The sequence below is a fragment of the Paenibacillus sp. FSL K6-0276 genome, from assembly GCF_037977235.1.
Classification (GTDB): Bacteria; Bacillota; Bacilli; order Paenibacillales; family Paenibacillaceae; genus Paenibacillus_AQ.
In genome coordinates this window covers 2,467,898-2,494,595 of the sequence record NZ_CP150276.1, presented here as the reverse complement: position 1 = coordinate 2,494,595, position 26,698 = coordinate 2,467,898, and the positions used below count along the sequence as shown (strand labels likewise).

The window sequence follows — 26,698 nt, the reverse complement described above, 5'->3', positions numbered from 1 at the left end:
TACTATTAACTTTATGCCGAAATTTTTGTACTTTTTATCATCGAATTACTACCGCTACGACCACGATTACGTTTACCACCCCAAACACTGCCAGCACCCATCAAGAAGGTCGGGATCCCCGCTGTTACGAATACTAGACACCATTCACGGAAATGAAGTGGTACCGTTTTGAAGACGGGCTGGAGAAATGGTACGTACATAACAGCCAGCATCAGAAGAACGGATGACAATACAGCAAGAACTAGGTACTTATTCTGGAACGGATTTCGATGGAACACCGAGCGAGAACTGCGGCAATCGAAGACGTGAATCAACTGGGCCATAACGAGTGTCGCAAAAGCTACGGACTGTGCCCGAATCAGCTGCGCTGGATTCTCTGGTGCTACACGTAAGGTTAGCCAAAATGCACCTAACGTACATAAACCGATTAAAAATCCACGACTAATAATCTTCCACCCTAACCGGCGGGCAAAAATATTTTCCTTCGCACCACGCGGTTTATGCTCCATCAAATCCTTCTCAGGCTGGTCAACGCCTAGCGCCATCGCTGGCAATCCGTCTGTCACCAGATTGACCCATAAAATTTGGATAGGCACTAACGGTAGAGGCAGACCGAGCATCATAGCGAAGAACATGGTCAAGATCTCCCCTACATTCGATGCGAGCAGATAACGAATGAATTTACGAATATTCTCATAGATGTTTCTACCCTCTTCAATAGCAGCAACAATTGTTGAGAAGTTGTCATCTCCTAGAACCAGTGAAGATGCTTCCTTGGTCACATCTGTACCTGTGATCCCCATAGATATTCCTATATCCGCCGCTTTAATGGCTGGAGCGTCATTGACTCCGTCTCCGGTCATAGCCACAACATGACCCCGACGCTGCAGGGACTTCACGATACGAAGCTTATGTTCTGGAGATACGCGGGCGAATACATACACATTGTCCGATACTTTATCCAGCTCATCATCATCCATCCGAGTCAGTTGAGCCCCTGTTAGTACAGTACCACCACGTTGCAGAATTCCTAATTGGTGAGCAATGGCCTCTGCTGTCGTTCCATGGTCTCCGGTAATCATTACGGTCTTAATCCCTGCTCGGCGTGTGATGCTAATGGCATCACGGACCTCACGCCGTGGTGGATCAATCATTCCAGCCAATCCGACAAAGACGAGCTGGCATTCCGCATCCTTTTCACTATTCAAATTTTCACTTGGACGCATATCACGATAAGCCATACCTAGTACACGAAGTGCCCCCGAAGCCATTTGTTCATTGGCATCGAGAACCTTCTGCCGCAAAGTTGGCGTACATGGCACAACACCGCCCTCCCAGAGCATATATGAACAACGATTAAGCAGTACATCAGGCGCTCCTTTGGTACATACCATCCGCCCTCCGGGATGACCAACAATTACCGACATCAACTTCCTCTCGGAATCGAATGGGAATTCTTTTTCTCGGGAGTAGGTTACAGCAAGAGTTTGGGCGGTCAAACCCATCTTACCTGAAAGTGCCACAAGAGCTCCTTCAGTTGGATCTCCCTTGAGTTCCCAGACGGATGAGCTGTCAGATGACTTATCAACTACACTGTCCTTATCTTTCCCTTTACGCTTACCTCGTACTTCGGATGGGAAGGTCTCGATAATCTCCGCATTACTGCACAGAGCACCTACCTGGAGCATCCGCCGTAAACTTTGATCATTTTTCAGATCTACAGGTTTACCTTTCTCCAGAACCTGTCCATTCGGATCATAACCCTCACCTGTGACTTCAAGCCCACGTCCGCCCGTCCATAATCGGGTCACCGTCATTTTGTTCTGAGTTAATGTTCCCGTCTTGTCTGAACAGATTACTGATGCGCAGCCCAAGGTTTCCACCGAAGGTAATTTACGAACAATAGCCTTACGTTTGATCATCCTCTGCACACCCAGCGCAAGTGCGATGGTTACAATGGCTGGCAGTCCTTCGGGAATCGCAGCGACTGCCAAGCTTACCCCAGCCAAGAACATAGCTGTGGCAGGCTGTCCATGTAAAATACCGGCTGCTACAACCACAATAGTTAAACCTAGTGATACATAGATCAAGATTTTCCCTAACTGCTCGAGCCGATGCTGAAGCGGGGTTTCCTGAGATTCTGTGTTCTGGATCAGATCCGCAATCTTACCCATCTCTGTGTTCATACCCGTACGAATCACGATAGCTTTTCCAGTACCCCTAGTTACCATAGTGCCCATGAACCCGAGATTCTTCTGATCGCCTAACGGAATCTCCTCTGCGTGGATCATCTCCGAATGCTTCGAGACAGGCAGTGATTCCCCTGTAAGCGCGGATTCTTCCACATATAGAGAACTGCATTCCAGCCATCGTACATCGGCGGGAATTCGGTCACCACTCTCCAACATGACAATATCACCAGGCACTAACATCTTAGCTGGAATGACCTCGCTATTCCCCCCACGCAGAACTTTGGCAGAAGGTGCGGAGAGCTGCTTTAAAGCTCTTAGCGAACGTTCAGCGCGAAACTCCTGGACAAATCCAAGGGCTCCGTTTAGAAGGATAATCGCGATGATCGTGATGGCATCCAAATATTCGCCAAGCAAACCGGATACGAGTGTCGCACCCATGAGCACGAGCACCATGAAATCCTTGAACTGGTTCAACAGCAAGGTAAAGGGGGATACGGTCTTTCCTTCGGACAGCTCGTTAAACCCATTCTGCTTCCGTCTCTCCGCGGCATCCTCTCCACTGAGGCCCGTCCTCGGATGGACATTGAACATTTTCTGCAGCTCTTCTGCACCGAGCCGGTGCCAACTGTTTTGTTCCATGACTTTTCTTTCCCTCCCGGTCGTTTCTTGACTTCCGGCGGCGCACAGCTTTTCCACCTGTTCATGACCAAGTGTATTCAGGGTCGTCCAATAATATCACCGTCTATTCAATTCCCCTTTTGCGCGAATGTCCTAAAGTATGGCATCATAGAGAGGTAAGCATAAACGCCTTCGGCGTCCTTTTAAGGACGGTAAGCGTTTAAGCGAAAAATATAAGACATAAAGTATTGTGTGAAACTTATACTTTCTTATATTTTAAGAAATTCATTTCACGGCGACAGGAGAGCTTTATCATGGCATTAGACGGCATTGTTACCCGAGCTATCGTGCACGAACTGCAATCATTCATAGGTGCGCGCATAGGCAAAATATATCAACCAAACAACCACGATCTTATCTTCAACCTGCGGGGCGCTGGCGGTGGTGGCAAGCTATTGCTCTCTGCGAATCCGACATATCCGCGTCTGCATCTTACAGAAAGAAGCAGCATAAACCCTTCAGAGGCGCCAATGTTTTGCATGCTCATGCGCAAGCACTGTGAAGGTGGGACTATCGAGAGTATCACCCAGGTAGGCATGGAACGAATTATTCACATAAATGTTAAGACTAGAGATGAGCTTGGAGACGTCTCCGCCAAAAAGATCATCATAGAGCTCATGGGACGACATAGTAATATCATCCTTACAGATCTCAGCACTGGAACGATCATAGACGGCATTCATCATGTTACTCCATCGATCAGTAGCTACCGGATCGTGATGCCCGGCGTCGCCTACACAGAGCCTCCGCAGCAACACAAGCTGAACCCTCTGGAAATCGGCAAAGAACAATTTCTCAATTTGATCTCGGCTGCTGAAGAAGCCGCTCTGCTGGAAGACGATGAGAAGGAGACTGAACCGGAGGAAATCATAGAGGGTGAGCTTGCTAACCTGATCACAAAAGAAGAAGTTGAGCAGAAGCCAGACGGCTCAGGCGGTCCCTCCCCATCGGCTGAACCCGTGGGCTGGATGGTACATGCCTTCAGCGGAATGAGTCCACTAGTTGCTGGAGAGATTGATCTTCGTCTTAGAACCGCCCTAGCAGTAGGCGATACACAGGAAACTACAGCAGAATTTTCAACAAAGTTATGGGAAGCCTTCCAATCTGTAATGGGACTCGTGCGTGATTGCGAATTCTCTCCTGTTGCAGGTCCGAATGCAAAAGGCAAGATGATTTTTTCCGCGATTTCGTTAACTCTATTGGGTGAGAATGCGAAGCAATACAACTCCATCAGTGAGTGTATGGAGGATTATTACGGGGATAAAGCCGAACGAGATACCGTGAAACAACGGGTGAGTGATTTGATCCGATTCCTCAGCAACGAACGTAGCAAAAACGTGAAGAAGCTTGCCAATTTACAGAAGGATCTGGACGAAGCCCAGGACGCAGATCGTTATCGCATTTGGGGTGAGTTGCTATTCGCATCTTTACACGCTGTATCCAAAGGAGATAAAGAAGCCTCATTGGTCAATTATTATGACAAAAATCAGGCTGAAATGGTCATCCCACTCGACCCTTTATTAAGCCCATCGGATAACGCACAACGTTATTTTAAAAAGTACAACAAATATAAGAACAGCCTTCTTGTTATTAATGAGCAGTTGATTAAGACCCATGAGGAAATATCCTACATGGAAAGTTTACTCCAGCAGCTTGCGCATGCCTCACTGAATGATATTGAGGAAATCCGCGATGAGCTTGTAAGTCAAGGATACCTGCGCGACCGAAGCAAAAAAGGAAAAAAGAAGAAAAAAGCAACCAGACCTACATTGCAGGTCTTCACCTCATCTGAAGGCATCGACATTTATGTCGGAAAAAACAATTTACAGAACGAATACGTCACCAATCGACTGGCTTCACCTAATGACACTTGGCTGCATACCAAGGATATCCCTGGTTCTCACGTTGTCATCCGAAGTGAGGAGTTTGGAGATGCCACACTAGAAGAAGCAGCTCAGCTTGCCGCTTATTTCAGTCAAGCGAAGCAGTCAAGCAGTGTGCCTGTAGACTGCACACTGATCCGCCATGTACGTAAACCGAGTGGTTCCAAACCCGGATTTGTGATCTATGATCATCAGAAGACATTGTTTGTCACACCGGACGAGGATCGGATTAAGAGTCTCCCAAATACTTTGAGAAGCTAGTAATAAACATACAAAAGCCTCCAGAATGATGATGTTAACTCATCATATTTCTGGAGGTTTTTTGAGTTACTCTGTATGTCAGTAAGTTACAAGATTTATTTCTTCAACTGATCCAACACATGAACAGGAACAGTAACGCTACCGATATCTCCATGGAATATAACACCTTGGCGGGCACCATGAAAATCTGAGCCGCCAGTTATAATCAAGCTATATTCTTCAGTCATTGTTAGGTAACGCTCTGAATCAGCGGGTTCGTGATCCGAATGATAGACCTCAATCCCTTTAAAAGCACCCCGCTCCAATATCCCTCGTACCAACTGATCATCACCGTACAGGCCTGGATGGGCTAACACAGGAGACCCACCAGCCTCGATGATCCATTCACAGGCCTCCTCGGGCGTGATTCGTGGAGGTGACACGTAGGCTGCTGCACCTTCGGCCAAATACTTATTGAAGGCATCCCTCATATCTGTAGCCGCTCCAAGCCGAACCAGCTCATCGGCAATATGCGGCCGACCAATGCTCTCATCAGGCTTTAGTTCACGCCCTATCCCTGCAATAACCTTATCCAAGGTAATGGAGATACCAAGGTCTCTCAGCTTAGAGATAATCGCTTCATTCCTAAGCGCCCGAGTATCTCTTAATCCTTCCAAACGTGACAGAAATAGTTCATTCTCAGAATCAACATAGTAGCCAAGCACATGAATATCCTTGCCACCAGCACGAGTGCTGATCTCTACACCTGGTACCACAGTAATTCCGTACTTCTCTCCTGCTTCACAGGCTTCCTTCACGCCAGCCACAGTATCATGATCCGTAATGGCAACAGCGGCTAGTCCTTTCTCTTTAGCGAGACGTACGTTTTCCTCCGGTGGCTGCATGCCGTCAGAGGCTTGAGTATGTGTATGGAGGTCGCATCGTCCGACGCCAACATGCTCCGGTCTGTCGCCCTTCAGTTCATCTAGTCTTGTTTCAGTATCCAATTTTATCACCTCTACCGCTAGTTTCTAAGTTTCCTTTCTTTAGCCATTCAAGCTTCAGTTATCATTCGAATGCTCCCGCAAAAAAGTCAGGAATGTCACCGCAGAAATCGGCAGCAGTGTCGATTTTAAATGAATGGCGTAGAACTGTCTTTTAAATGAGGCATTCGAGATATTCACAATCTTCAGAAGTCCAAGCGCCACTTCATGCTTAACCGAAGAAGTCGATATTATCGTAATGCCAAGGCCTGCCTCAACAGCCGACTTCACGGCTCCTGTACTCCCAAGTTCCATCACTATTTTCATATTTCCTGGATCAAGCCCTTTCGAGAACAACTGCTCTTCCATGACACGGCGCGTTCCTGAGCCCTGCTCACGCAGTACGAAAGGATGCTGAAGCACTTCGTCTAAAGTAACCTCTTGCTGCTCTGCAAGCGGATGATCATGGGGTACGATCAGCTTCAGCTCATCACCCATCACAGGCTCGATCACCATATCAGGATGTGTCACCGGCGCTTCAATTAAACCGAAATTCAGCTGATGCTTGAGGATTTCCTCCATAATTTGCGAGGTATTCATGACTTTCATCATGATTGAAATGTTCGGATATTGCTTCCCAAAAGGGCCTAACAGCCGTGGCAGCACGTACTCCCCAATTGTAAGACTTGCTCCAAGCTGCAGACGACCCTCCAACATTTGCGCAAACGCCGACATCGCTTGATCCGTCTCACGCATCAATTGAATACTGCGCAGCGCGTATGGCATTAGGGTATGACCTGCTTCGGAGAGCACGATTTTTTTGGTAGAACGGTTGAAGAGCTTAGTCCCAAAATAATCCTCTAGCGCCTGTACTTGCATGGTAACTGCCGGTTGAGTCATATGTAGTGTCTGCGCCGCCGCCGAGAAACTCCCTCGCTCTAAGACAGTATAGAATATATGTAACTGATGAAAGTTCATGCTCTACAACTCCTTGTACTATCTATAAAAGAAATTTAAGGATTATGTATGGTGTGAAATTTATATTTTCTTATATTTTCAAAAAGGACATGCAGCCACCGCTGCATGCCTCCTGTCCGTTCTTTATATACTATTTGCGTTTACGTTTCTTCTTCGTTATCTTGTTGCGGCGGGAATTGCGCAGCTGCGAAAAGTAAGTCTTTAAATCTCTCAACTGTGGTGTCACAGAGATTCTCCCAAGAAACGAAACGATGATCATAGAATATAATGGCTGACCTGAAATAGCTTTCTCACCCGTCAATTCCGTGAACTCAGCGATTACTACAGAGTCATCGTCAATTAAATACGCGTTAAAATCACTGTCTGAAAAGGGCTTGAGCCGATTCTGCATCAGGCACTGCCACATCCATGCGGCGACCTCTTCGTCATTGCTTACACCTTTACTGATCCGGTCCAAATAACGACTCTTCGCATGATTTGTTATAACGATGTCAGTGACCCTGTAGTCGTTCAGCATGATGTGGAAGGGCTCGTAAGTGCTGGGCCAATCCGTCCCTTTGTTGCGCATCATCATCACACTCCACCATAAGGGTCTTTGTATGCACTTAATGTTGTCATCTTACCTCATTGCTTAAAGTTGTACAAGTTCCAGACCACGAGAGAAACAGTGTTTTCTAGAGATATCTACGCATAAAAAAACAGGCGCTGCTAAAGCACCTGTTCATCTCCAAGAATTACATACCGTAATTACGGGACTTGTCCGGTCCATTACTGGTATACTCTGTCTTAATTTCGTTACGATAGGATCTTTCAATCTTACGAACGTAGGAGAGTCTGCGGACATTCTTCATAACTTCCTCGGCACGTTCCGCATTTACATACATCACTGCATAATGCATTTTCCGAGAAACATAATGCAGTGTTCCGTATTTTTCAAGGTTACGTGCTGCTTTAACGTCACTTACCCATATGATGTATCCTGTCCGTTCCGCAAACATAAGCTAAAACCACCTTTCTCTCTCTAAGTCCCTTAGGGAAGCTTATCCGCAGGAGCATTTTCCCCCGCTGCCGCATCCACCTTTAGGGGAAGGATCATTACTTGGTACTTTAATGCTATCCGATACTGAAAAAGCAATCGCTTCCGACATGGAATGCAGAATGTCATCAAGGGTCTTCTCAGCTTGCTTGAAACGAGCGACCTCTTCGAACTGTTCCAATTCCGCTTCTACTGCCGCAACCTCATCCTTCGCTGAATGATAGTTCGGATGAAAATGTCCGAATCGTTGTGTTTCTTCAAACAACTCCTTCTTGGCTTGAAGTCGTTTGACCATGGCCTGAATTTCTGGGTTCGTATCAACCCGTCCTTTCCAGTATAAGTAATCCGACACCTCGGCGGATTGATTAATCATATCGCCTAATTCATAGGCGTATGTCAGCACTTCAGCCATATCGACCGTATTTAATTCCGCTACGCTCATGAACTCAGCTCTTTTCTACGTTAATGTTCTACCGAATTCAGTAGACTTTTCTATCATAACATAATCACTCGCTTCAGCAGAAGAGGAATTTCTTCGCCTTTTGGGAATAACTAACTTCATTTCCTTCCAGTCTTCAGGACTTAGCTCTATTTCTTCAACCGTTTCACCATCGTTATACAGTAGATGCCCTGCCACTTTCCAAGGATTCCCTTTAATTCGGGTGGGGATGAAATCTAACATTTGATCCTTTAAGGAAAAACGCACCTTGACTCCCCATTTCACCCCTTGCTCCATTACTTTCTGCGCCGTTGAGCTGTGATAATGGCGCCATTCCTTGCTCCAGATCTGTGGCACATTTTCTCCACCTAACAAGAAATCCTCCTCCTGCTCAGGAGAAATAACAGGTAAATTTAGAAAGGGATTCCCGCTACGAAGTAGACTTAGTTCTGAATTTAAGACTGGGAGTGAATATATATCTTGCTGGGTCTCTGCTTCCTGGTGAAATGAGGACCAACCAACGTCCATCTCCACCTCACGTCCTCCAATAATCCTTGAAGGGGCCAATCCCGCTAAGAACAACTCCTCACGCATTTGCTCCATAGACTCCGGAGACACAAGGAAATGAAGTGGTCCGATACGCTTAAGGCTATCTTGGAGACGCGGGTGGGCTGCGATAGCCGCTCCATCCTCTTCCGTCTGGCATGTCAACAGGATCACTTCAGAGAGTGATGTTCGGCCAATGCTTTTTCCCCATTGCTCTAAAGACAGCTCAACCACAGGTGGCAAACCACCCAGTGCATGATCACCAATCCAAGCAATCGCTTCTTCCGGAGGCATCCCTCGCTCTGATGCATGCACCAGCATCTCCCGGGTCAGCCGTAAGCTCCACATCGTATCCGTTTGCAGTAGTTCAGCGCATTCAGCCAAAGTCCAGCGCACTGTATAGGGAACCTCTGGTGGAATCAGGACTTCAAAATCGGGCTGTACAATAAACAGCTCATTCGAATTCTCAGCCACAGAATCAGGGAATGAATCACTACCCGATAATAGCTTCGGTTTTGCAGCAGTCCAGCGAAAACACTGGATGCCTTTAGAAGTTTTCCCCAGTTCACACCACCCAAAGCCGGTGAGACAACGAAGCCAGATCAAGCTTGATTGTTCCAGCTCAATTCGGGCCACCGTTCCGGTTAGATTCATATCCACCATCCAGTCCAGAAGCTCAGGCAACATCGTCCATTTCTCCGGTACAAAATCAGCGCTGGAAATCAAATAACGAAAATGTTGATCGGCAGGCCCTATGCTTCCACAACGATGAATGACAATCCCATATAGAATGTCATTCATCCTTGTCTCAGGAAGTTGCAACCAACGATACAGCATATCCTTGTCGAGCCTATAACCTGTACTCAGTCTGTTAATAAGCCCAAGACAAAGCATGATATCTACTGCAAGAGCCGCTGATAGAGCATTCTTTTCATCCGAAGGAGAACCCATAGAGAGCCCCAGTAAATGTTCCTCCTGAAAAGAAAGCTGAGCAACTAAGCGATTTAGATTCTTTTTATGGATGATTCCCTTGGCTGTCAGTGGCAGTCCTTCGCGAGCGGTGAACAGCAGCGCCCGAAACAGATCTATTGCCAGGCCAGCACCCGCCTCCACCGTTAGATTCACTGAATACCTCTCAATGAACTTTGGTTGGTACGGGAAGAATTTTTGTTCTAGCTTTGATAGTTGTTCAACCGGAACCTGGTACAGCTTCTCCCCCAATATTTTATGCCTAGCAGTTAGCATACCCGCGCGTCGCAATTCATTCATTGCAAGCTTTTGCTCCGCACGACAGAGCGCCGTAGGGCGCAATTGCTCTTCTTTCCCTTCTTCAAAAAGCTGGGCCGCGTAAGCAGCACATAATCGCTTTAAGACCTCTAACGATTCCGGTGATAGCTGGTTCAATGGATGGTTCGCTCCTCTCCGCTCGGCACCATTTTAACGACATATTCATAACCCTGTTCAGTCAAAAACATCCGGCGTCGCATAGCGAATTCCTGCTCCCGACTATCACCAGATACTAGCGTATAAAAATACGCTTTGTTCTCGCCCGACTTCGGACGCAAGATCCGGCCCAGACGTTGAGCCTCTTCCTGCCGCGATCCAAAAGCTCCAGAGACCTCAATAGCAATCGACGCGTCTGGCAGATTCACCGCAAAATTCGCTACCTTGGACACAACCAACACCTGTATCTTCCCTTCGTTAAAAGCCGCATACAGCTCATCTCTTTCTCGCTGCTTCGTTTTCCCGGTAATCAGAGGTGCTCCGATCGCTTCCGCCAATTCAGTTATTTGGTCGAGATACTGGCCAATAACCAGAACCGATGATCCCTGATGGGCTTTTAGAAGCCCGACTACAACTTCAGCTTTGGCAGGATTGCATGAAGCCATACGAAATTTTTCTTTCGCTTCCGCATACAAGTACTTTTGTCTAAGCTCCGAGTTCATAGGCACAATCATCTCCACACATTCCACCGCTGCGATCCAGCCCTGCTCCTCAAGCTCCTTCCAAGGTAAGTCGTACCGCTTTGGTCCAATCAAAGAGAACACATCACCTTCCTTCCCGTCTTCCCTAACCAGAGTTGCTGTTAGTCCTAGTCGTCTTGTAGCCTGAATATCTGCTGTGGCCCGAAATACCGGAGCTGGAAGCAGGTGCACCTCATCATAAATAATCAACCCCCAGTTACGTTCGTTGAACAGCTTCATATGGTGAAAAGGGCCGCCTTTGGATTGGCGATGCGTTAATATCTGATAGGTAGCTATAGTAACAGGCCGCACTTCTCTTTTTTCACCGGAATATTCACCAACAGAGCTATCATCCAAATCGGTTCGCTCAAGCAGCTCATCCACCCATTGCCTTACTGAAGTTGTATTTGAAGTTAAGATCAGCGTTTCGCATTGAAGACTTTCAAGAACGGCTAATCCCACTACCGTCTTACCCGCTCCGCAAGGCAACACAACTACTCCGCTGCCTCCGTGTCCTTCTGTCCCTTGAAACAACTGAACGGCTTCCTGTTGGTATTCACGTAGTCCAAATGAGTCTCCTTCAGCTCCATCCTTTGAGTTATTGCGAGTCTCCTTCCAAGCCAGGCTTAGAGCTTGTCCCACATGATATCCTGCATAATCCAGTACTGGATAGCCCAATCTCATCAGCTCTTGTTTTAAAAGCCCCCTGTACTCCGCACGGCACGAACTTTCTAGTGGATTTATTCTCTGCAAGCCTAATTCCTTCAGGCCTGATTCATTACCTAATTCATCCAAAAGCTCAGCCGTGTCAACCCTAAGCGTGATGAACTCATTCGGAATCTCTTGTCCATGAAGGGTCAGCTTCCCATACCTGGAGAGAAGAGTTCCGATCTCTTCCTCCAGCCCGGCAGGAACACCCCAGCGCGCGAGATGATGCAGACTTGAGATAATCACCTCAGCTGTATAATTAAGTGACGCAGCATTCCAAAGTGATAATGGAGTGATTCGATAAGTGTGGTAGGCCGGAGGACTCTTTACGAGCTCTGCAAAGGCCCCCAGCACTTTCCTTGCCGTCTCAAATCCGGGATGGGCGCATTCCAGTAGAACTGTCCGGTCCCTGCGCACGATGCAAGCCCCTGTTTCATTCATATCGTTCCCTCCCCAATAGTTAATTGCATACAAGCAAAAACGCCTTCGACGTCCCAAAAGGACGGTAAGCGTTTATGCGAGAAATATAAGGATAATGTATAGTGTGAAACCTATATTTTCTTATATTTGAACAGGAAAAAGCCCATCCCCGCTTAACGGTCATGAGCTTCCCTATCTAACTATTTAATGTAAATGCTGCTGCGAGATATCATGAAGCGCTTCGCCAGCCTCATCCGCAAAAATGTTGCGCACCGCCAAGTCACCGATAGATACTACACCAATCAGCTTCTGACCACTGGTCACAGCCAATCTGCGAATTTGCCAACTCGACATCAGTTCTGCAGCCTCATCTACAGATGTATTCTCTGAGACGGTCTGAATTTCTCTACTCATTACCTTTTCCACAGCAGTTGATCCAGGGTGCTTAGCCGCATAACCTCTAATCACTAGATCACGATCTGTAATTACACCGAGCAATGTCTTATCGTCCTCATTATCAATTACAGGTATAAATCCAGTGTCATTATCTCTCATTTTAACAGCGACTTCATACACATTATCCTGTAGTGTGACTGTTACAGGCTCCTTCGTCATAACCTCTTTCACTATCTTCAAGAATAACCCCTCCTAATCATGATCTCCATGTTATGGAATAGGTTCTCCTCTATGAAACGAAATTATACGATTGTCTTCTCATGCAAACAGGAATTCGCCATAGCGATCAGTAATTTCATTCCATGCAGCATAGCATCCTCGTCAAAATCAAATTTGCTATGATGATGCGGGTAGACTGCATCTTTATCTGGATTACCCGCACCTACGAACATAAAGCAGCCAGGAATCTCTTTTACATAATAGGCAAAATCCTCAGCCGGCATCAGCCTTTCCATCCGAATCACTTGAACAGATTCTCCAAGTGCTCCTGAAGCCACCTCGGAAAAACGCTGATATTCACCCTCGTGATTTACGAGTGGCGGATATCCCATGACATAGTCTATCTTAGCTTCTGCGCCGTATGCGCCAGCTATAGAAACTGTCATTTCTTCAATCCTGCTGCGGATCAAATGACGGGTCTCCTCGTCGAACGCTCGCACGGTTCCTGTAATCCGGCAATGCTCAGCAATGACGTTCTGGGCGAATCCCCCTTGAATGGTCCCTACACTGAGAACAGCAGGCTCCAGCGGGTTCACAGAACGGCTTACGATGCTCTGGAGCTGAGTCACAAGCGCCGCTCCGGCCACAATGCTATCAATCGTACGGTTCGGCATGCCGCCGTGTCCACCCTTGCCGATGATTTCAATGAAAAATTCGTCAGCTGATGCCATAAGTGGTCCTGGTGCACTGCCTACGGTTCCTATTGGAAGCGGAGTCCACAAATGCAGACCATACACCGCATCCGCTCCTTCTAACATGCCTTCGGAAATCATCCCCTGTGCACCACCAGGGCATACTTCCTCCGCAGGTTGAAAAAGAAAACGCAGCTCCCCTTCTATCTCATCAAGGCGGCTGCTATAGTAAGAGGCTACACCCAGCAGTATTGAAGTGTGTCCATCATGCCCACAGGCATGCATAACCCCTTCATTTTGCGAAACGTAGTCATTCTTATTCTCCTCTTTAATAGGTAGTGCATCCATATCCGCGCGAAGGACTACCGTTTTCCCCGGCCGTTGTCCTCGCAATATACCCGTTACACCATACCCAGATGTGCTTCTTCTAACTTCAATTCCGAATTCTGCTAACTTGTCTGCTATAAATGCTGACGTTTCCTTTTCATGAAAAGACAACTCCGGATGACGATGCAAATGGCGTCTCCATTCCACAATCTCCGGCATGAGCGAATCAACCGCTAAGCTCTTCATAAGTTCTCCATCCCCTTCTCGATAAACCCGCATCCCAAGCAAGCGATAGCAGTGCTGTTCACTTTGTTCCAGCCGCGAACAACTATAATTCTTTTATTGTAGCAGAAACGCAAAAAACTGGGTATCGTTAGGAGCTGCCTACTCTTGCACAACGTTTAGAAACATACTATCATGAGGTAGAACATCAGCAATCGGATCAGGAATTCATCATTAAACTTCATAAGGGGGATATGCGTGCTATGATTTTTGAGAACACGGGCCTCGTAGGATTGAAGAGTGATCTTCTCTATCTGGACGAGAGTGCCACAAAAGCTGGCTTCATCCGCTGGCAATGGGAATATTATCGTGCCACTTACGACTGCAAAATTGAAGACCCACAGGATGGCGGCGAATACTTCCTCCGCATCAACACTCGCGCTGTCGAGGGTAAGTTGGAGAAGTCTGATGCCGTACTTGCAATTGAAGCCGTATACTTAGGGAAAGCAACATTCCCCCATGGCCTGGATTATGAATCTCCGGTGCCTAAACCAGTATTGGATACTGCTGCTACTCGGATTCTCGAATTAAAGCAGCTGTTGGAGGCTTGAGTAACAGAAAGGGAAAGACGAAACAAAATGTCAGCCTGCCCAAAAGAGGAACACCCGACTTCCAACTACTTATCTTAACACTACTACTTGTGGGTTTCGGTCTAGTCATGATCTTCAGTGCTAGCTCCAGTTTGACTTTAGCGAGCTCGAAGTTCGGTAATGACCCTCTATATTTCATGAAACGCCAAATGATCTGGATCGTGCTTGGAACCGTTGTTATGTTTACAGCCATGAACATTCACTACAGTAAATTCAAGAAGTGGTATGTGCCTATCTTCATCATCACCGTTATCCTCCTGCTAATTGTAGCCTTCTCCGAAAGAATCAATGGCGCCAAGAGCTGGTTAAGTATCGGGAAGCTAGGGATCCAACCTACAGAACTTGCCAAAATATCGATCATCCTGTATCTCTCAGCACTAATCACCAAAAAAGGTGAGCGGTTTAGAGATTTCCGTACAGGATATATCCCTGTAATGGTCATCGTGGGTATAGTTGCCGGACTTATTATGATGCAGCCAGATTTGGGCTCTTGCCTTATTCTCGTGGCTACCAGTGGACTTGTCATTTATGCAGGCGGTGCCAGCATGAAGCATATCCTAGGCTCTATCGCACTCTTGGTATTGGGTGTAGGACTAGTTATGGGTGCCAAAGCGGCGATTGATTCCCTATCCCCTGCAACCGACAAAGTAGCTGCCACTCAGGACTATAGAAAAGGTCGTATCCAAGCTTTCTTAGATCCTTATCAGGATGCTGAAGGTGAAGGGTACAATATTATTCAGTCTTTGACCGCTCTCGGACAAGGTGGAGTCAGTGGCTCTGGATTTGGCAAAAGCATTCAAAAGCTGGATTATCTTAAATACCCTTATACGGACTTTATTTTCCCTGTGATCGGTGAAGAATTCGGCTTTGTAGGAACGGCATTATTTCTGATGCTATACTTGTATTTTATCTGGCGAGGTATTCTAATCGCATTAAGGTGTAAGGACCCCTTTGGCACACTCGTCGGAATTGGGATTATGGGCCTAATAGCCATTCAGGCCTTTGTCAATATTGGCGGTGTAACGAAGACGATTCCGCTTACCGGCGTAACCTTGCCATTTATCAGCTATGGCGGCTCTTCACTCCTCGTGAGCATGCTGTCCATGGGAATTATGCTGAGTATTTCAAGAGAAACCAATCTTCCAGCTAAAGAGGAAGTAACGAAATCTGTAACTACGGTTAGACAAGTTCGTTCCCGGTGAGATTCATAAAGCCGGATGTGATGGAATATATAAAAAAGCAGTCCAAGTTAAAGTTCTTGGACTGCTTTTTTGTGTACAAGTTCTTTTGTATTAAGCGATTTCATCGTTCTTAAAGGCTACGCCTTCAACTTTGACATTTACTTCAACAATATGAAGTCCAGTCATGCTCTCCACAGCTTCGCGTACGTTCTGTTGAAGCATCCGGCACACTTCATGTATCGGTGTTTCATAGAGAACAATAATACGCAGGTCCACTGCTGCTTCTAGCTGTCCTACTTCAACGGTAACGCCCTTTTGGACGTTCTTACCACTTAGACGCTTCGCCCAGCCCTCTGATAGGCCACCTGACATGGCTGCAATTCCTGGAGTTTCCAAGGCAGCCAATCCGGCAATTTTCGAGACGACGTCATTTGAAATTCGTATATTTCCCATTTCCAATTGAAGTTGTTCTGTCATGCCATATCCCCCTTTAACTCATTATCAATTATTGTAATTCCTAAACAGGCTAAAAAGCAAATCACTTTCTCGCTTTCTCGTTTACATACAGGAACATTTTGGGTATATTGATTATGAATTGATCCTGAATACATAGATTGGAGTGTGTACTTTACATTGAAAAAATGGATTTCACCAGCCTTGCTGGTACTCACCTTTATCCTTAGTGCCATCGGCCACTATGCAGATTGGGACCATACGCTTCAGTTTGTTCTCTCTGCGGTCGCCGTTGTGTTTGTGGCTGGATTTCTGGGCCGCGCCACAGAAAGTGTGGCTCATTATGCTGGACAGCGGTTAGGTGGCTTCCTAAACGCTACCTTCGGAAATGCCGCTGAGCTAATCATTGCCTTTTTCCTAGTTAAGGAAGGACTGTTCGACATGGTGAAAGCCAGTCTTACCGGTTCCATTATTGGCAATCTGCTGCTTGTCCTAGGTTTAAGTATTTTCGCTGGTGGGATGAAGTTCAAAGTGCAGAATTTCAACGTAACCCTTGCCGGTATGAACGGCTCCCTAATGATCGTAGCGGTGATCGCCTTATTTGTACCGGCTATGTTCTTCAACACCCACTCCATAACAGAGAAAGATACAGACGTGCTCAGTTTAATCGTTGCTGGGCTGCTTATCACTTCGTACATGGCTTGGCTAATATTCTCCATGATTACGCATAAGAAACACCTAGAAGACGTTACAGAAGCGGGTAAGGAAGAGTTAGCAACTGAACATGCGCCTGCATGGTCTAGAAATAGATCCATCCTTTATCTACTACTTGCTACCGTAATGGTAGCCTTTGTGAGTGAATGGCTGGTAGGGACGCTAGAAACATTAACTGAACGCTTTGGATTTAGTGAACTGTTTGTAGGCGCCTTTCTCGTGGCAATCATCGGTAATGCCGCAGAACATAGTGCAGCCATTATGCTAGCCATGAAGAACAAAATTGGTGCGGCAGTAGAAATTGCTGTCGGAAGCAGTCTACAAATTGCCCTATTCGTAGCACCAGTACTTATCTTCGCCAGTTATTTCATGGGTGATACTATGGATATTGTGTTTACGACGATCGAAATTGTCGCCATTGGTGTAGCCGTTTTTATTGCCAAATCGATTACTCAGGATGGTTCGACCAACTGGTATGAGGGCCTCCTACTATTAACGGTCTACCTAATTCTCGGAGTCTCCTTTTATCTCGTATAATATTTCATCATTTACGCAGCATATTAGTTCTAATATTTTAACAAAAAACGCACATGCGGACGATCTGTCCTCATGTGCGTTTCTATGGATGCATAAAAAATTAAAATCTATTCCTTTGCTTTGTTATTCAAAGCCTCATAAAGTACGGCTAAATTCCGCTCCAGCTTACTCAGCACCATTTTACCGGTAATCTCTGGCACCAAACCTGCTCTAACCGCAAAATCGACCTCTCTTGAGAAACCGTACATTTGGGTATCCAGCACTTCCTCATAGAGAGGGCAGTAGCGTGTTGCCAGATTTTCCATCTGCACTTCAATAAGTTGCTGAATTTTATCGGCATCTTCTTGTAGAAGATTGATCGCTTTAAGATTAAACTGTTCCTGTAATTCCGACGAAGTCATGCCTCTTCCCCCCCATGTCCAAAAGTTAAGCTGCTTTTACTATTTTACTTAATATTAGTCGAAATCGGATATCAATACAACAATTCTGTTTATACTAACCATTTATTTAAAAGAAGCAGCTATGTTGTTCTATAAGGGACGGAGTTAGTTCCTCATCTATTTCTAGAAAAAACGCCCCACCGTAAATCGGTAGGACGTCCTTACATACAACTATTACTCAGCTACAACTGTAAAGTTCAAACCGTGTTTAGCAAAAACTTCACTCATTGCCTTCTTAGCTTCTTCTGCATCTGTTCCGTGAACATGAAGCTCGTAGCTTTGGCTTGATACCAAAGTCGTGAACAAACCAAGGATACTCTTAACATCAATGTACTTGTTGTCCGCTTGAAGAACGATTGAAGAGTTGAACTGACCTGCCGTTTGAGCAATATCAACGATTGCCGCATTGTTACTGGACATAGAAATCCCTCCGGAACTTGATTATGAAACTTAAGTCATTTGTAATCATTTCTTATGATACCTTGAATCCGCTTACTTGTGCAAGGTGTTTTCTTACTTTTACATTCTATTTCAAGTTTTCTGGATTCAGACCTTCCAGTTCTGGTAACACGAAGATTCCATCCTTACGGATCAATACATCGTCAAAATAAATCTCCCCACCACCATAGTCCGGACGTTGGATCAGCACAAGATCCCAGTGAATGGAGGAACGGTTTCCGTTATCGGTAACATCATAGGCTTGTCCTGGTGTAAAGTGCATGCTGCCTGCGATTTTCTCATCGAACAGAATGTCATTCATTGGGTGCAGAATGTAAGGGTTAAAGCCTATGGCAAATTCGCCGATATGACGTGCACCGTCATCTGAATTCAGGATTTCATTCAAGCGAGCAGAGTCATTGCTTGTTGCTTCAACAATTTTACCGTTCTCGAATTTGAACTTGATATTTTCGAAAGTCACTCCGTTATATACAGATGGTGCATTATAGCTGATCGTTCCATTCACAGAATCACGAACTGGGGCGCTATAAACCTCGCCATCCGGAATATTCTTTTGCCCAGAGCATTTTTCTGCACCGATTCCTTTGATGGAGAACTTAAGATCTGTTCCAGGACCTGAAATATGTACCTTATCCGTTCTGCGCATGAGATCAGCTAATGCATCCTGAGCCTTGTCCATTTTAGCGTAATCCAAATTGCACACTTCGAAATAAAAGTCCTCAAATGCTTCTGTACTAATATTTGCAAGCTGAGCCATACTCGCATTAGGATAACGTAGTACTACCCACTTCGTATGCTTCACGCGCTGTTCACTATGCACTGGATGGGAATAAAGGGAGTTATACAATTTCATATTTTCTTCAGGAACATCGGACAGGTCATTCACATTCTCGCCTGCACGGATGCCGATATAACAATCCATTTGCTTCATCCGGTTCAAGTCAATTTCAGCCCATGCCTGAAGACTCTCGCGTGTTGCATATTTAAGCATGCTGCGTAGGACTGTACGATCTGTCAACTGTACAAAAGCATGCCCACCGGCCTTGCCGATTTCCTCAACAACAGCTTTGATTAAATCTCTTTCGTTGCCAATCATTTCTACAAGCACGTTCTCGCCTGGCTGGACATCTACGGAATAACCTACAAGGTTAGCCGCCAGCTTTTGAATTCTGGGATCCTTCATCGTGTATTCTTCCTTCCTCTATCTGAAAAATAAGCATGCTGTTCTATTGTAGCACGCCCGTTATGGAGCGCAAGACCTGCCAAACAATGTAAAGATCAACGGTAACCTGTGAAATCTACCTTAGACACATAAGTTTCATTTTCAGATTTATTCGTCATTTCACTGGAATAACTTACTTTTCGATTCAAGGTAAGCCTTCTAGGCAGGTTATGTTTCGTATCAACCGTTAGGTGGTAAACCGTTTCTACATTAGCTTGTTTCAGCTTTTGCTGTAATTCATTATTTTTCTTCTGCCACAGCTTCTCCAAAGCTTTCGTCACTGCCTGATCAGCCTCTGTGTTGTTCTCAGCGGATTCTGGAACTTTAGGTCGAAGGTTCTGCATATCTCTCTCCAATTCAGTAGACAGCTGCTTTCTAGCCTCTGAAGGCGTCAATTCGATTCGCAGCACACTTGTCCCTCTGCCAGCCCCAGCTTCTTCGGTTACACTCTTCTCCATGGACTCAAGCTCCTCCAGTTGTTTCAGCGGATTAAGCGCAGGTAATGGATTTCCCTCCTCCGTGGAATTTCCAGTGGTCTGAAGTTCCCATCTGCCCTCTTTTTTCTCTAGCTGACTGTAGTAAGGTTTCTGAGAATAAGTACTACTCTTTAAATCTTTAACGCCATCAGCAGCTGTTTTTTGGGACAAGGATTTATCTGGAAGAAGTGTGTACAGTTTTACTTTTTTATGATCCTCCACTGTACCTCCATAGAAGAATAAGGATTCGGGAACCGCCTTTCCGCCTCGTGTCAGCATATTCGACCCTTCAAAAGCAACCTCATCACTTCCAGCCATACCTGCCAACGCCAAACTAAGATCTTCCTTCGCAGGTTTGTCTCTTATGACGCTACAGCCGCTGCATAACACGCAATACAATGTAAGAACTAGAGGGACTCCCCCCTTCAGTAATAATAGCTTTCTCACGGTCCTCAGGCCTTTCTCGGAGTATTTTACTTATACAACCCACTTATAGGGTTCTCCCTTCCTCCAAGCCTTATACCGCATTTAGAGCCAGAATAACTGTGCACATAAAAAAGAATCCTTGATGCTTGCCTCAAGGATTCTTCGCAGTGTTTTCATTTTCTTACTTATCAACGACAACTTGGTTACGCCCATTATGCTTAGCTTTATACAGCGCCATATCCGCTCGATAGAACAATGACTCGACGCTTACTCGATCGTCCATCCAGCTCCATTCCGCTATACCGCAGGATACAGTTACACTAGGTTCGGTTTCTTCCATCACCCGTTTGCGAATACGCTCGGCTACATAGCCTGCCTGCTCCACTCCCATTAACGGTAAATAAACGGATAGCTCCTCCCCACCCCACCTAGCGGCAATATCTCCTTGACGGATAGAGGACTTCACAATATCACTAACCTCTTTTAGGATCTTATCGCCTTTTTGATGACCGTAAGTATCATTCACAACCTTGAACTGATCAATATCTACAACAATTAAACAACCGCAAAAGTCCGTAGACTGTCTTTCTTTTATCTCTTCGTCCAGATAATGACGAGCATAAAGTCCTGTTAGACTATCTCTGTTCGCAAGGCGTTTGACTTCAGCGTGTAACCTGGCGTTGCCTACCGCTAGTCCAATATGCCCCGCCATCGCCTGCAACAACCTATAATTGTCATAAGAAAAATAATGTGAATCTCGATGTGCCAACATGATCGCACCACGTATTTCACCACCCACACTAAGAGGTGTTGCAATCAGCGATTGCGAACCAGTAGCACTCATTAGAAGCGAAGTTGTCTTAGGATTATCGATGTAGTCAGACATGATCAGTGATTCACCTGTGGAATATACCTTTCCACCTAAACCTACCCCTACTTCTAAAATTTCGTTCTGCAAAGAGGGATGGTTACAGGCAATAACTTCTAGACCACCCTTTTCCTCATTCATATGTAAAATGCAGCAGTAATCTGCACCAAACATTTCAAGTAACTCTTCAAACGCAAATTGAAAAATATCGCCTAAACGCAAGCTTTGATTCAGACGCTGGGTAAGCTCATTACTCATGCGGAGCTCGCGGATAAGCTGATTGGAGCGCTCATATAACTTGGCATTCTCAAAAGCAGTCCCTGCCGTATCGGCCACCATTGTGAGAAACCGCAAATCAACATCCGGAAAGATTGGATTATCCATCACCATATGGAATACCCCGTAAACCCCCTGCTTTCCACCTAACGGAAGACCAATCTCTACATTACGGTGATCTTCATTACTAGTGTGCAGTGCAACACGTCCATCCTTAAACGCCCTAGCACAGACATCATCGCTGGACATGTGGAATGGTAATGGTTTGACTTGCGGATGAGTGCTGCGGTGATCTTGTGACATAAACAGCTCGAGCCTGGCCCCTGGATACATCGCAGAGATGCTATCTATGACCTCCGAAAGAACAGCATTCACATCAATGTTGTCATGCATCCGCTGGACAATCTGAAATAGCAAAGAGCGACGATTGCTTTCGCGTTCAGCATTAATATGAATACTTGCAAGATCAGCTACAAATATATGTTCAAACTTATGATAGAAACAGGTACGGTAATGCAACGACATTGCTTCAGCGGTATCTCGTCCACCCATTTCATATTGTTGCGTAGACATACAGCAACCCAGAAAAGCAAAAATTTCATTATCGACACGAGTGATAAGCGGTATTGTAAAAAAACTCAGACCCTTGCCCTCTACTGTTAATTGAACTTCAGAGATTGTTCTTGAGATCAGGCTAGTAGCTGCTGCCTGTTCCCACTGCTGCCTCCATAGTTCTTGTTGATCCTTTATGTTTCTTAAATACTTACCTTCAAAATTCAGCACACACCATTCCCAGGATCTGGAGAACGGAAGGTCATCGAGCCCACCAAACCAATCATTGAAACTGTCTGTAATCAGATTTGCTAGATAAGGGAAGTCATGAGTTACTATTTCCGTTTCCCTAAGCCAGGCGGTGGGATCTTCGGAATCTCTACTAGCGTGTATGTTGTCCTGTAACAGCATACGACTGTCTTTATGAACGTATGCTTTCTGCTCTGACATAACGAAGATCCCCTTTGCATCTTGATTAAGAAAACTATCTTCCCTAGTTACAACTAATTAACTATATTTTACTCTCTTTCTTTGTGTAATGCATTATATTTTCATCATTTCCGGGACTTTTTTTTAGGACCAAAGAACTATCGACAAAGATTGACAAGAACTCTTTTAATAAGCACTTGACTTTATATACTGTATTCATATAATATTTATTGTTGAACAAGACTGTAACAAGTCTTAATTGGGCGTAACGTTGTGTCACCCTCACGCATTTCGTTACTGCCAGGGCAGCGGCTGAACTTCCCTGGCAGTGTGGAAGCCATTAATGCTAATCACGGATACGAAATGCGGCGCAAATAGGCCCTACCCTGAAATTTCAATTATAAAGGAGTCTACTATAACATGGCACGTTACACCGGACCTAAATTCAAACTCAGCCGCCGTCTGGGCATTTCCCTTAGCGGTACAGGCAAAGACCTGAAACGCCCTTTTCCACCAGGACAACACGGAGCTAACCAACGCAGAAAAGTAAGTAACTACGGAATGCAGCTTTTGGAAAAACAAAAACTGCGTCACATGTATGGTTTGGGAGAGAAACAATTCAAAACTCTCTTCACTAAAGCACAAAAGCTTCCAGGTCTTGCGGGCGAAAACTTCATGTTCTTGCTTGAAAGCCGCTTGGACAACCTAGTTTACCGTCTTGGATTTGCTAACTCCCGTGCTGGTGCACGTCAGTTGGTATCCCACGGACACGTAACTGTAAACGGCAAAAAAGTCGACATCGCTTCTTACCGTGTAAGCTTGGGCGACGTTATCGGTCTTCGTGAAAGAAGCCAAAGCATGGCTTCCATCAAAGAAGCTCTTGCTAACCGTTCCCACCTTCCAGCTTACCTGGAATATGCTGAAGGATCTTTCGAAGGTAAATACATTCGTTTGCCAGAACGTTCCGAGCTTTCCCAGGATATCGATGAGAAACAAATCGTCGAGTTCTACAACCGTTAATATCTCGCTTATAGCGAGTATGACCAAAGCCTCCGGATTTATCCGGAGGCTTTTTGTTATTCTAATTCGTGATGGACGCTCCGACTGCATTCAAAATCGCCAATTTGTGCTATAATAATTCCGTTAAAAGGAGGAATTATCGTCGATGGTTCAAGAGAACAAGAAAAAAAACGTAAAGAAGCCTTCACCCCGCAGATCTGGGCTTAGCAGGTTCGGTTCTGTAGTTAAGTGGATGTTTATTCTTGGCATAATAGGCATTCTATTCATCGGTGGTGCAGCAGTAGGATATGTCACTTCCATGGTGAAGGATGAACCTGTTCGTTCCGAGGAAATGATTCAACAGCAAGTCGGACAAAATGCTATCACCGGATTCGCATACTTCCGTGATGGCGCACCAATCGGCCAGCTTCGTACAGAAGAAGACCGAAGGCTCATTGAATACAACGATATCCCCCAGCTTATTATTGATGCAGTTCTCGCTATTGAGGACAATAATTTCAATGAGCATAATGGCGTGGATTTCAAAGGTACTTTACGTGCCGTCAAGCAAAAGTTATTAAATGAATCCGTTCAGACCGGAGGCAGTACACTAACTCAACAGCTCGCAAGACGTGTATTCCTCAATCTGGATCGAACAGAAGATCGCAAAGCAAAAGAAATTCTACTCTCGCTTAGACTTGAGCGCTTCTTGACCAAGCAAGAGATTTTAACGGCTTATCTGAACAAGGTTCCGTTCGGTAATGGCTCGAATGGCTATAACGTATTTGGGATTAAAGCTGCATCCAAAGGTATATTCGGTCTGGATGATCTAGACAAGTTGAATATTGCCCAAGCAGCGTATTTGGCCGGTCTTCCACAGCTCCCATCCGCTTATTCAGCATTCAATGGCATTGGAAAATTCAACGAAAAGGCGTTCAATAGAGCTATGGATCGTCAACAGCTTGTACTTCGTCGGATGCTAGAGGAGAATAAGATCACTACCTCCCAATATGATGAAGCACTTAAATTTGATATTAAGAGTTCTTTGGCTCCTCACACTAAAAAAGCCTATGCTACATATCCATACCTGATGATGGAAACGGAGCGTAAAGCAGCTGAGATTATTTTGTCACTAAATGAAGAGAAAAACGGTACAACTGATACTGCTAGCTCTAGTGATAATGCCGTACTTCTTGAGGAAGCAAGACAACAGTTAATGACCGGTGGTTACCGAGTCTACACCACGATTGATAAGAAAGTATACAGTGCAATGCACAGTATTTCCGAAGATAGTAATAATTTCACCAAGGATAGCAAAACAAAAGGTATAGAACAGACGGCTGGCATATTGATCGACAACAAGACCGGAGCCATTCTCGGTATGATTGAGGGTCGCGATTTTAATATCGAGCAAATGAACTACGCAACCCAAATGGTCCGGCAACCTGGCTCAACGATGAAGCCGATTTCAGCTTATTTACCTGCCTTGGATGCAGGACTGATTCAACCTGCTGGGATCTTGGATGATGCTCCAATCATTTTGAAGGATGGCGGAAAAGGATTCCATATCCCTAAGAATGCTAACAATCGCTATCAGGGCTTAGTTACGGCTCGCTATGCGCTTAATAAATCCCTCAACCTACCGGCGCTTAAACTGTTTAACGAGAAGGTCGGAATAGAGGATGCTTGGGCCTTTACTAAAAAGCTAGGGATTACTACCCTCACCGAAGATGATTACAGAGCGCAGACTGGGGTTATAGGCGGTCTTCGATACGGTACATCCGTTGAAGAATTAACCAATGCCTATTCTGCCATTGGCAATCAGGGAGCATTTAATGATGCTTACATGATCGAGAAGATTGTGGATTCGGAAGGCAAGATCGTTTACCAGCACAAGGTTAACCCTGAACAAGTATTCTCTAAGCAAACTGCTTATCTAATGACCGATATGCTGCGTACAGTAATCACAGAAGGTACTGCAAGTACAGTAAGAAGAAATTATAAACACTTTAAAGATGTTCCGATTGTAGGTAAAACTGGTTCCACTCAGAACTATGGAGATGTCTGGTTCATGGGCTACACACCTGATGTCACACTTGGCATGTGGGTTGGTTATAAAGAACAAATCAATACCCTTACAGGAGATACACAAAAACGACAAGCACAGACCTTATGGGCAAAAGTCTTGAATGCTGTTATTGATAAGCAGCCAGACTTGTTTGTTACAGACAAATTCACACAACCTGAGGGAATTACCAAAAAGACAGTTTCCGCATACAGCGGTAAACTACCAACGGGTCTGACAGACAAATTCACAACGGATATATTCAATGTGAAATATGTACCTACAGAGAGCGACGATGGGATTTCCAAAGCCAAGTATATTACTTACAATGGCGTCAATTATATCCCGCTCGAAGGTACACCGGAGGATTTCCTGAAAGAAAAAATCGTAGTTAAACGCGAAAAACCGATCCAGGAATTAGTTAAGGAGCTCTTGGCAGCCTTCCCTAAGATGAAGGAGCATAAATCGCTAGAGTATTATATGCCAGCCGATGCTAAGACAGATTTCCCTACTGAAGTCGATCCACGCGTGGACGATGGCGCTGCCCCTACTGCTCCTGGAAATGTTAGTGCCTCTTATAGCACTGGAAAAGCTGTGATCAGCTTCTCTCCAAGCGGCTCTCCAGATGTAGTCGGATACCGCTTATACCGTTCTTTAAACGGCGGGTCTTTCCAGAAGCAAGCTGTAATTATGGCTGACGAGAACAAGCTGTTCTCGCCAGGAACACCTGCGAGTGCTAATGCAACATTCTATGTTACCGCCGTTGATGTCGCAGGTAATGAGACAGCTTCTGGTAGCGTCGCTGGAGGTACTACACCAACACCGGAAGCAACACCAACTCCAGATCAGCAACCGGAGACAACGCCTCCTACAGACTCTGAGAGTACACCAGGAGAGGATATTGAGGTTCCAGGAACCATTTTACCTACTCCTACGGAAACTCCATCTGGCGGAGGTAACAGTAACGGAAACAGTAATAGTGGTACAGCCGGCAATACGACTGGAAACCATTAACCGGTAGTCAACAG

General features: G+C 45.5%; 22 protein-coding genes. 6 read left to right on the top strand and 16 right to left on the bottom strand.

Annotated elements, in window-relative coordinates; all coding sequences use genetic code 11:
- Positions 1-11 precede the first annotated feature (11 nt).
- Positions 12-2,831, bottom strand: coding sequence for a calcium-translocating P-type ATPase, SERCA-type (locus tag MHH52_RS11470; protein WP_313641446.1), 2,820 nt, complete (start codon positions 2,829-2,831; stop codon positions 12-14).
- Between the two features lie 293 nt (positions 2,832-3,124).
- Between MHH52_RS11470 and MHH52_RS11465 the strand changes: the two genes are divergently transcribed.
- The gene (locus MHH52_RS11465; RefSeq protein WP_340008683.1) at positions 3,125-5,014 is read left to right on the top strand and encodes an NFACT RNA binding domain-containing protein; all 1,890 of its coding nucleotides are present in this window, start codon (positions 3,125-3,127) and stop codon (positions 5,012-5,014) included.
- A gap of 95 nt (positions 5,015-5,109) precedes the next feature.
- On the opposite strand, the gene MHH52_RS11460 is transcribed toward MHH52_RS11465, so the two are convergent.
- The 9 genes from MHH52_RS11460 to MHH52_RS11420 all read right to left on the bottom strand — a co-directional run bounded on the left by MHH52_RS11460 (position 5,110) and on the right by MHH52_RS11420 (position 13,947).
- Entirely contained in the window at positions 5,110-5,973 is an 864-nt protein-coding gene (locus MHH52_RS11460) for a PHP domain-containing protein (protein WP_313641450.1), read from the bottom strand.
- Between the two features lie 81 nt (positions 5,974-6,054).
- Positions 6,055-6,954 carry a selenium metabolism-associated LysR family transcriptional regulator gene (locus MHH52_RS11455; protein WP_340008681.1) on the bottom strand — a complete coding sequence of 300 codons (900 nt, stop codon included), beginning with the start codon at positions 6,952-6,954 and terminating at the stop codon, positions 6,055-6,057.
- A gap of 130 nt (positions 6,955-7,084) precedes the next feature.
- Positions 7,085-7,522 (bottom strand): hypothetical protein, encoded by a 438-nt coding sequence (locus MHH52_RS11450; RefSeq protein ID WP_313641449.1) that lies wholly within the window; start codon positions 7,520-7,522, stop codon positions 7,085-7,087.
- A 166-nt stretch (positions 7,523-7,688) separates the two neighbouring features.
- On the bottom strand, positions 7,689-7,952 hold the full coding sequence (locus MHH52_RS11445; protein ID WP_042126853.1) for a YlbG family protein: 264 nt from the start codon (positions 7,950-7,952) through the stop codon (positions 7,689-7,691).
- Between the two features lie 42 nt (positions 7,953-7,994).
- Positions 7,995-8,432: a YlbF family regulator gene (locus MHH52_RS11440; protein WP_313641443.1), complete on the bottom strand. Its 438-nt coding sequence runs from the start codon at positions 8,430-8,432 to the stop codon at positions 7,995-7,997.
- A gap of 15 nt (positions 8,433-8,447) precedes the next feature.
- The gene (locus MHH52_RS11435; protein WP_340008678.1) at positions 8,448-10,379 is read right to left on the bottom strand and encodes a helicase-associated domain-containing protein; all 1,932 of its coding nucleotides are present in this window, start codon (positions 10,377-10,379) and stop codon (positions 8,448-8,450) included.
- Positions 10,376-12,088 (bottom strand): DNA repair helicase XPB, encoded by a 1,713-nt coding sequence (locus tag MHH52_RS11430; protein WP_340008677.1) that lies wholly within the window; start codon positions 12,086-12,088, stop codon positions 10,376-10,378. The genes MHH52_RS11435 and MHH52_RS11430 overlap by 4 nt, the downstream gene beginning before the upstream one ends.
- Before the next feature lie 183 nt (positions 12,089-12,271).
- Positions 12,272-12,703: a CBS domain-containing protein gene (locus MHH52_RS11425; protein WP_340008675.1), complete on the bottom strand. Its 432-nt coding sequence runs from the start codon at positions 12,701-12,703 to the stop codon at positions 12,272-12,274.
- 62 nt (positions 12,704-12,765) lie between these two features.
- Entirely contained in the window at positions 12,766-13,947 is a 1,182-nt protein-coding gene (locus MHH52_RS11420) for a M20 family metallopeptidase (protein ID WP_340008674.1), read from the bottom strand.
- A 239-nt stretch (positions 13,948-14,186) separates the two neighbouring features.
- Here MHH52_RS11420 and MHH52_RS11415 point away from each other — a divergent pair, with 239 nt between their 5' ends.
- Complete coding sequence (locus MHH52_RS11415; protein WP_313641588.1) at positions 14,187-14,534, top strand: YugN family protein; 348 nt, start codon at positions 14,187-14,189, stop codon at positions 14,532-14,534.
- Positions 14,531-15,775, top strand: a complete 1,245-nt coding sequence (gene ftsW, locus MHH52_RS11410; protein WP_340008672.1) for a putative lipid II flippase FtsW — start codon at positions 14,531-14,533, stop codon at positions 15,773-15,775. Before MHH52_RS11415 ends, ftsW begins: the two co-directional genes overlap by 4 nt.
- 90 nt (positions 15,776-15,865) lie before the next feature.
- Here ftsW and MHH52_RS11405 read toward each other — a convergent pair whose 3' ends face one another.
- Positions 15,866-16,231: an Asp23/Gls24 family envelope stress response protein gene (locus tag MHH52_RS11405; protein ID WP_313641592.1), complete on the bottom strand. Its 366-nt coding sequence runs from the start codon at positions 16,229-16,231 to the stop codon at positions 15,866-15,868.
- A 156-nt stretch (positions 16,232-16,387) separates the two neighbouring features.
- Here MHH52_RS11405 and cax point away from each other — a divergent pair, with 156 nt between their 5' ends.
- Positions 16,388-17,458 (top strand): calcium/proton exchanger, encoded by a 1,071-nt coding sequence (cax, locus tag MHH52_RS11400; protein WP_340008671.1) that lies wholly within the window; start codon positions 16,388-16,390, stop codon positions 17,456-17,458.
- 107 nt (positions 17,459-17,565) lie between these two features.
- Here cax and MHH52_RS11395 read toward each other — a convergent pair whose 3' ends face one another.
- The 5 genes from MHH52_RS11395 to MHH52_RS11375 all read right to left on the bottom strand — a co-directional run bounded on the left by MHH52_RS11395 (position 17,566) and on the right by MHH52_RS11375 (position 22,627).
- Complete coding sequence (locus MHH52_RS11395) at positions 17,566-17,859, bottom strand: YlaN family protein (protein ID WP_313641594.1); 294 nt, start codon at positions 17,857-17,859, stop codon at positions 17,566-17,568.
- Between the two features lie 213 nt (positions 17,860-18,072).
- On the bottom strand, positions 18,073-18,318 hold the full coding sequence (locus MHH52_RS11390) for an HPr family phosphocarrier protein (protein WP_042126831.1): 246 nt from the start codon (positions 18,316-18,318) through the stop codon (positions 18,073-18,075).
- Positions 18,319-18,424: 106 nt separating this feature from the next.
- Entirely contained in the window at positions 18,425-19,540 is a 1,116-nt protein-coding gene (locus tag MHH52_RS11385; protein WP_313641595.1) for an aminopeptidase, read from the bottom strand.
- Positions 19,541-19,635: 95 nt separating this feature from the next.
- Positions 19,636-20,388 (bottom strand): hypothetical protein, encoded by a 753-nt coding sequence (locus MHH52_RS11380; protein WP_313641596.1) that lies wholly within the window; start codon positions 20,386-20,388, stop codon positions 19,636-19,638.
- Between the two features lie 274 nt (positions 20,389-20,662).
- Positions 20,663-22,627, bottom strand: coding sequence for a sensor domain-containing diguanylate cyclase (locus MHH52_RS11375; RefSeq protein WP_340008668.1), 1,965 nt, complete (start codon positions 22,625-22,627; stop codon positions 20,663-20,665).
- A gap of 399 nt (positions 22,628-23,026) precedes the next feature.
- Between MHH52_RS11375 and rpsD the strand changes: the two genes are divergently transcribed.
- Entirely contained in the window at positions 23,027-23,626 is a 600-nt protein-coding gene (rpsD, locus tag MHH52_RS11370) for a 30S ribosomal protein S4 (RefSeq protein WP_042126823.1), read from the top strand.
- Between the two features lie 145 nt (positions 23,627-23,771).
- Entirely contained in the window at positions 23,772-26,684 is a 2,913-nt protein-coding gene (locus MHH52_RS11365; RefSeq protein WP_340008667.1) for a transglycosylase domain-containing protein, read from the top strand.
- Positions 26,685-26,698 lie beyond the last annotated feature (14 nt).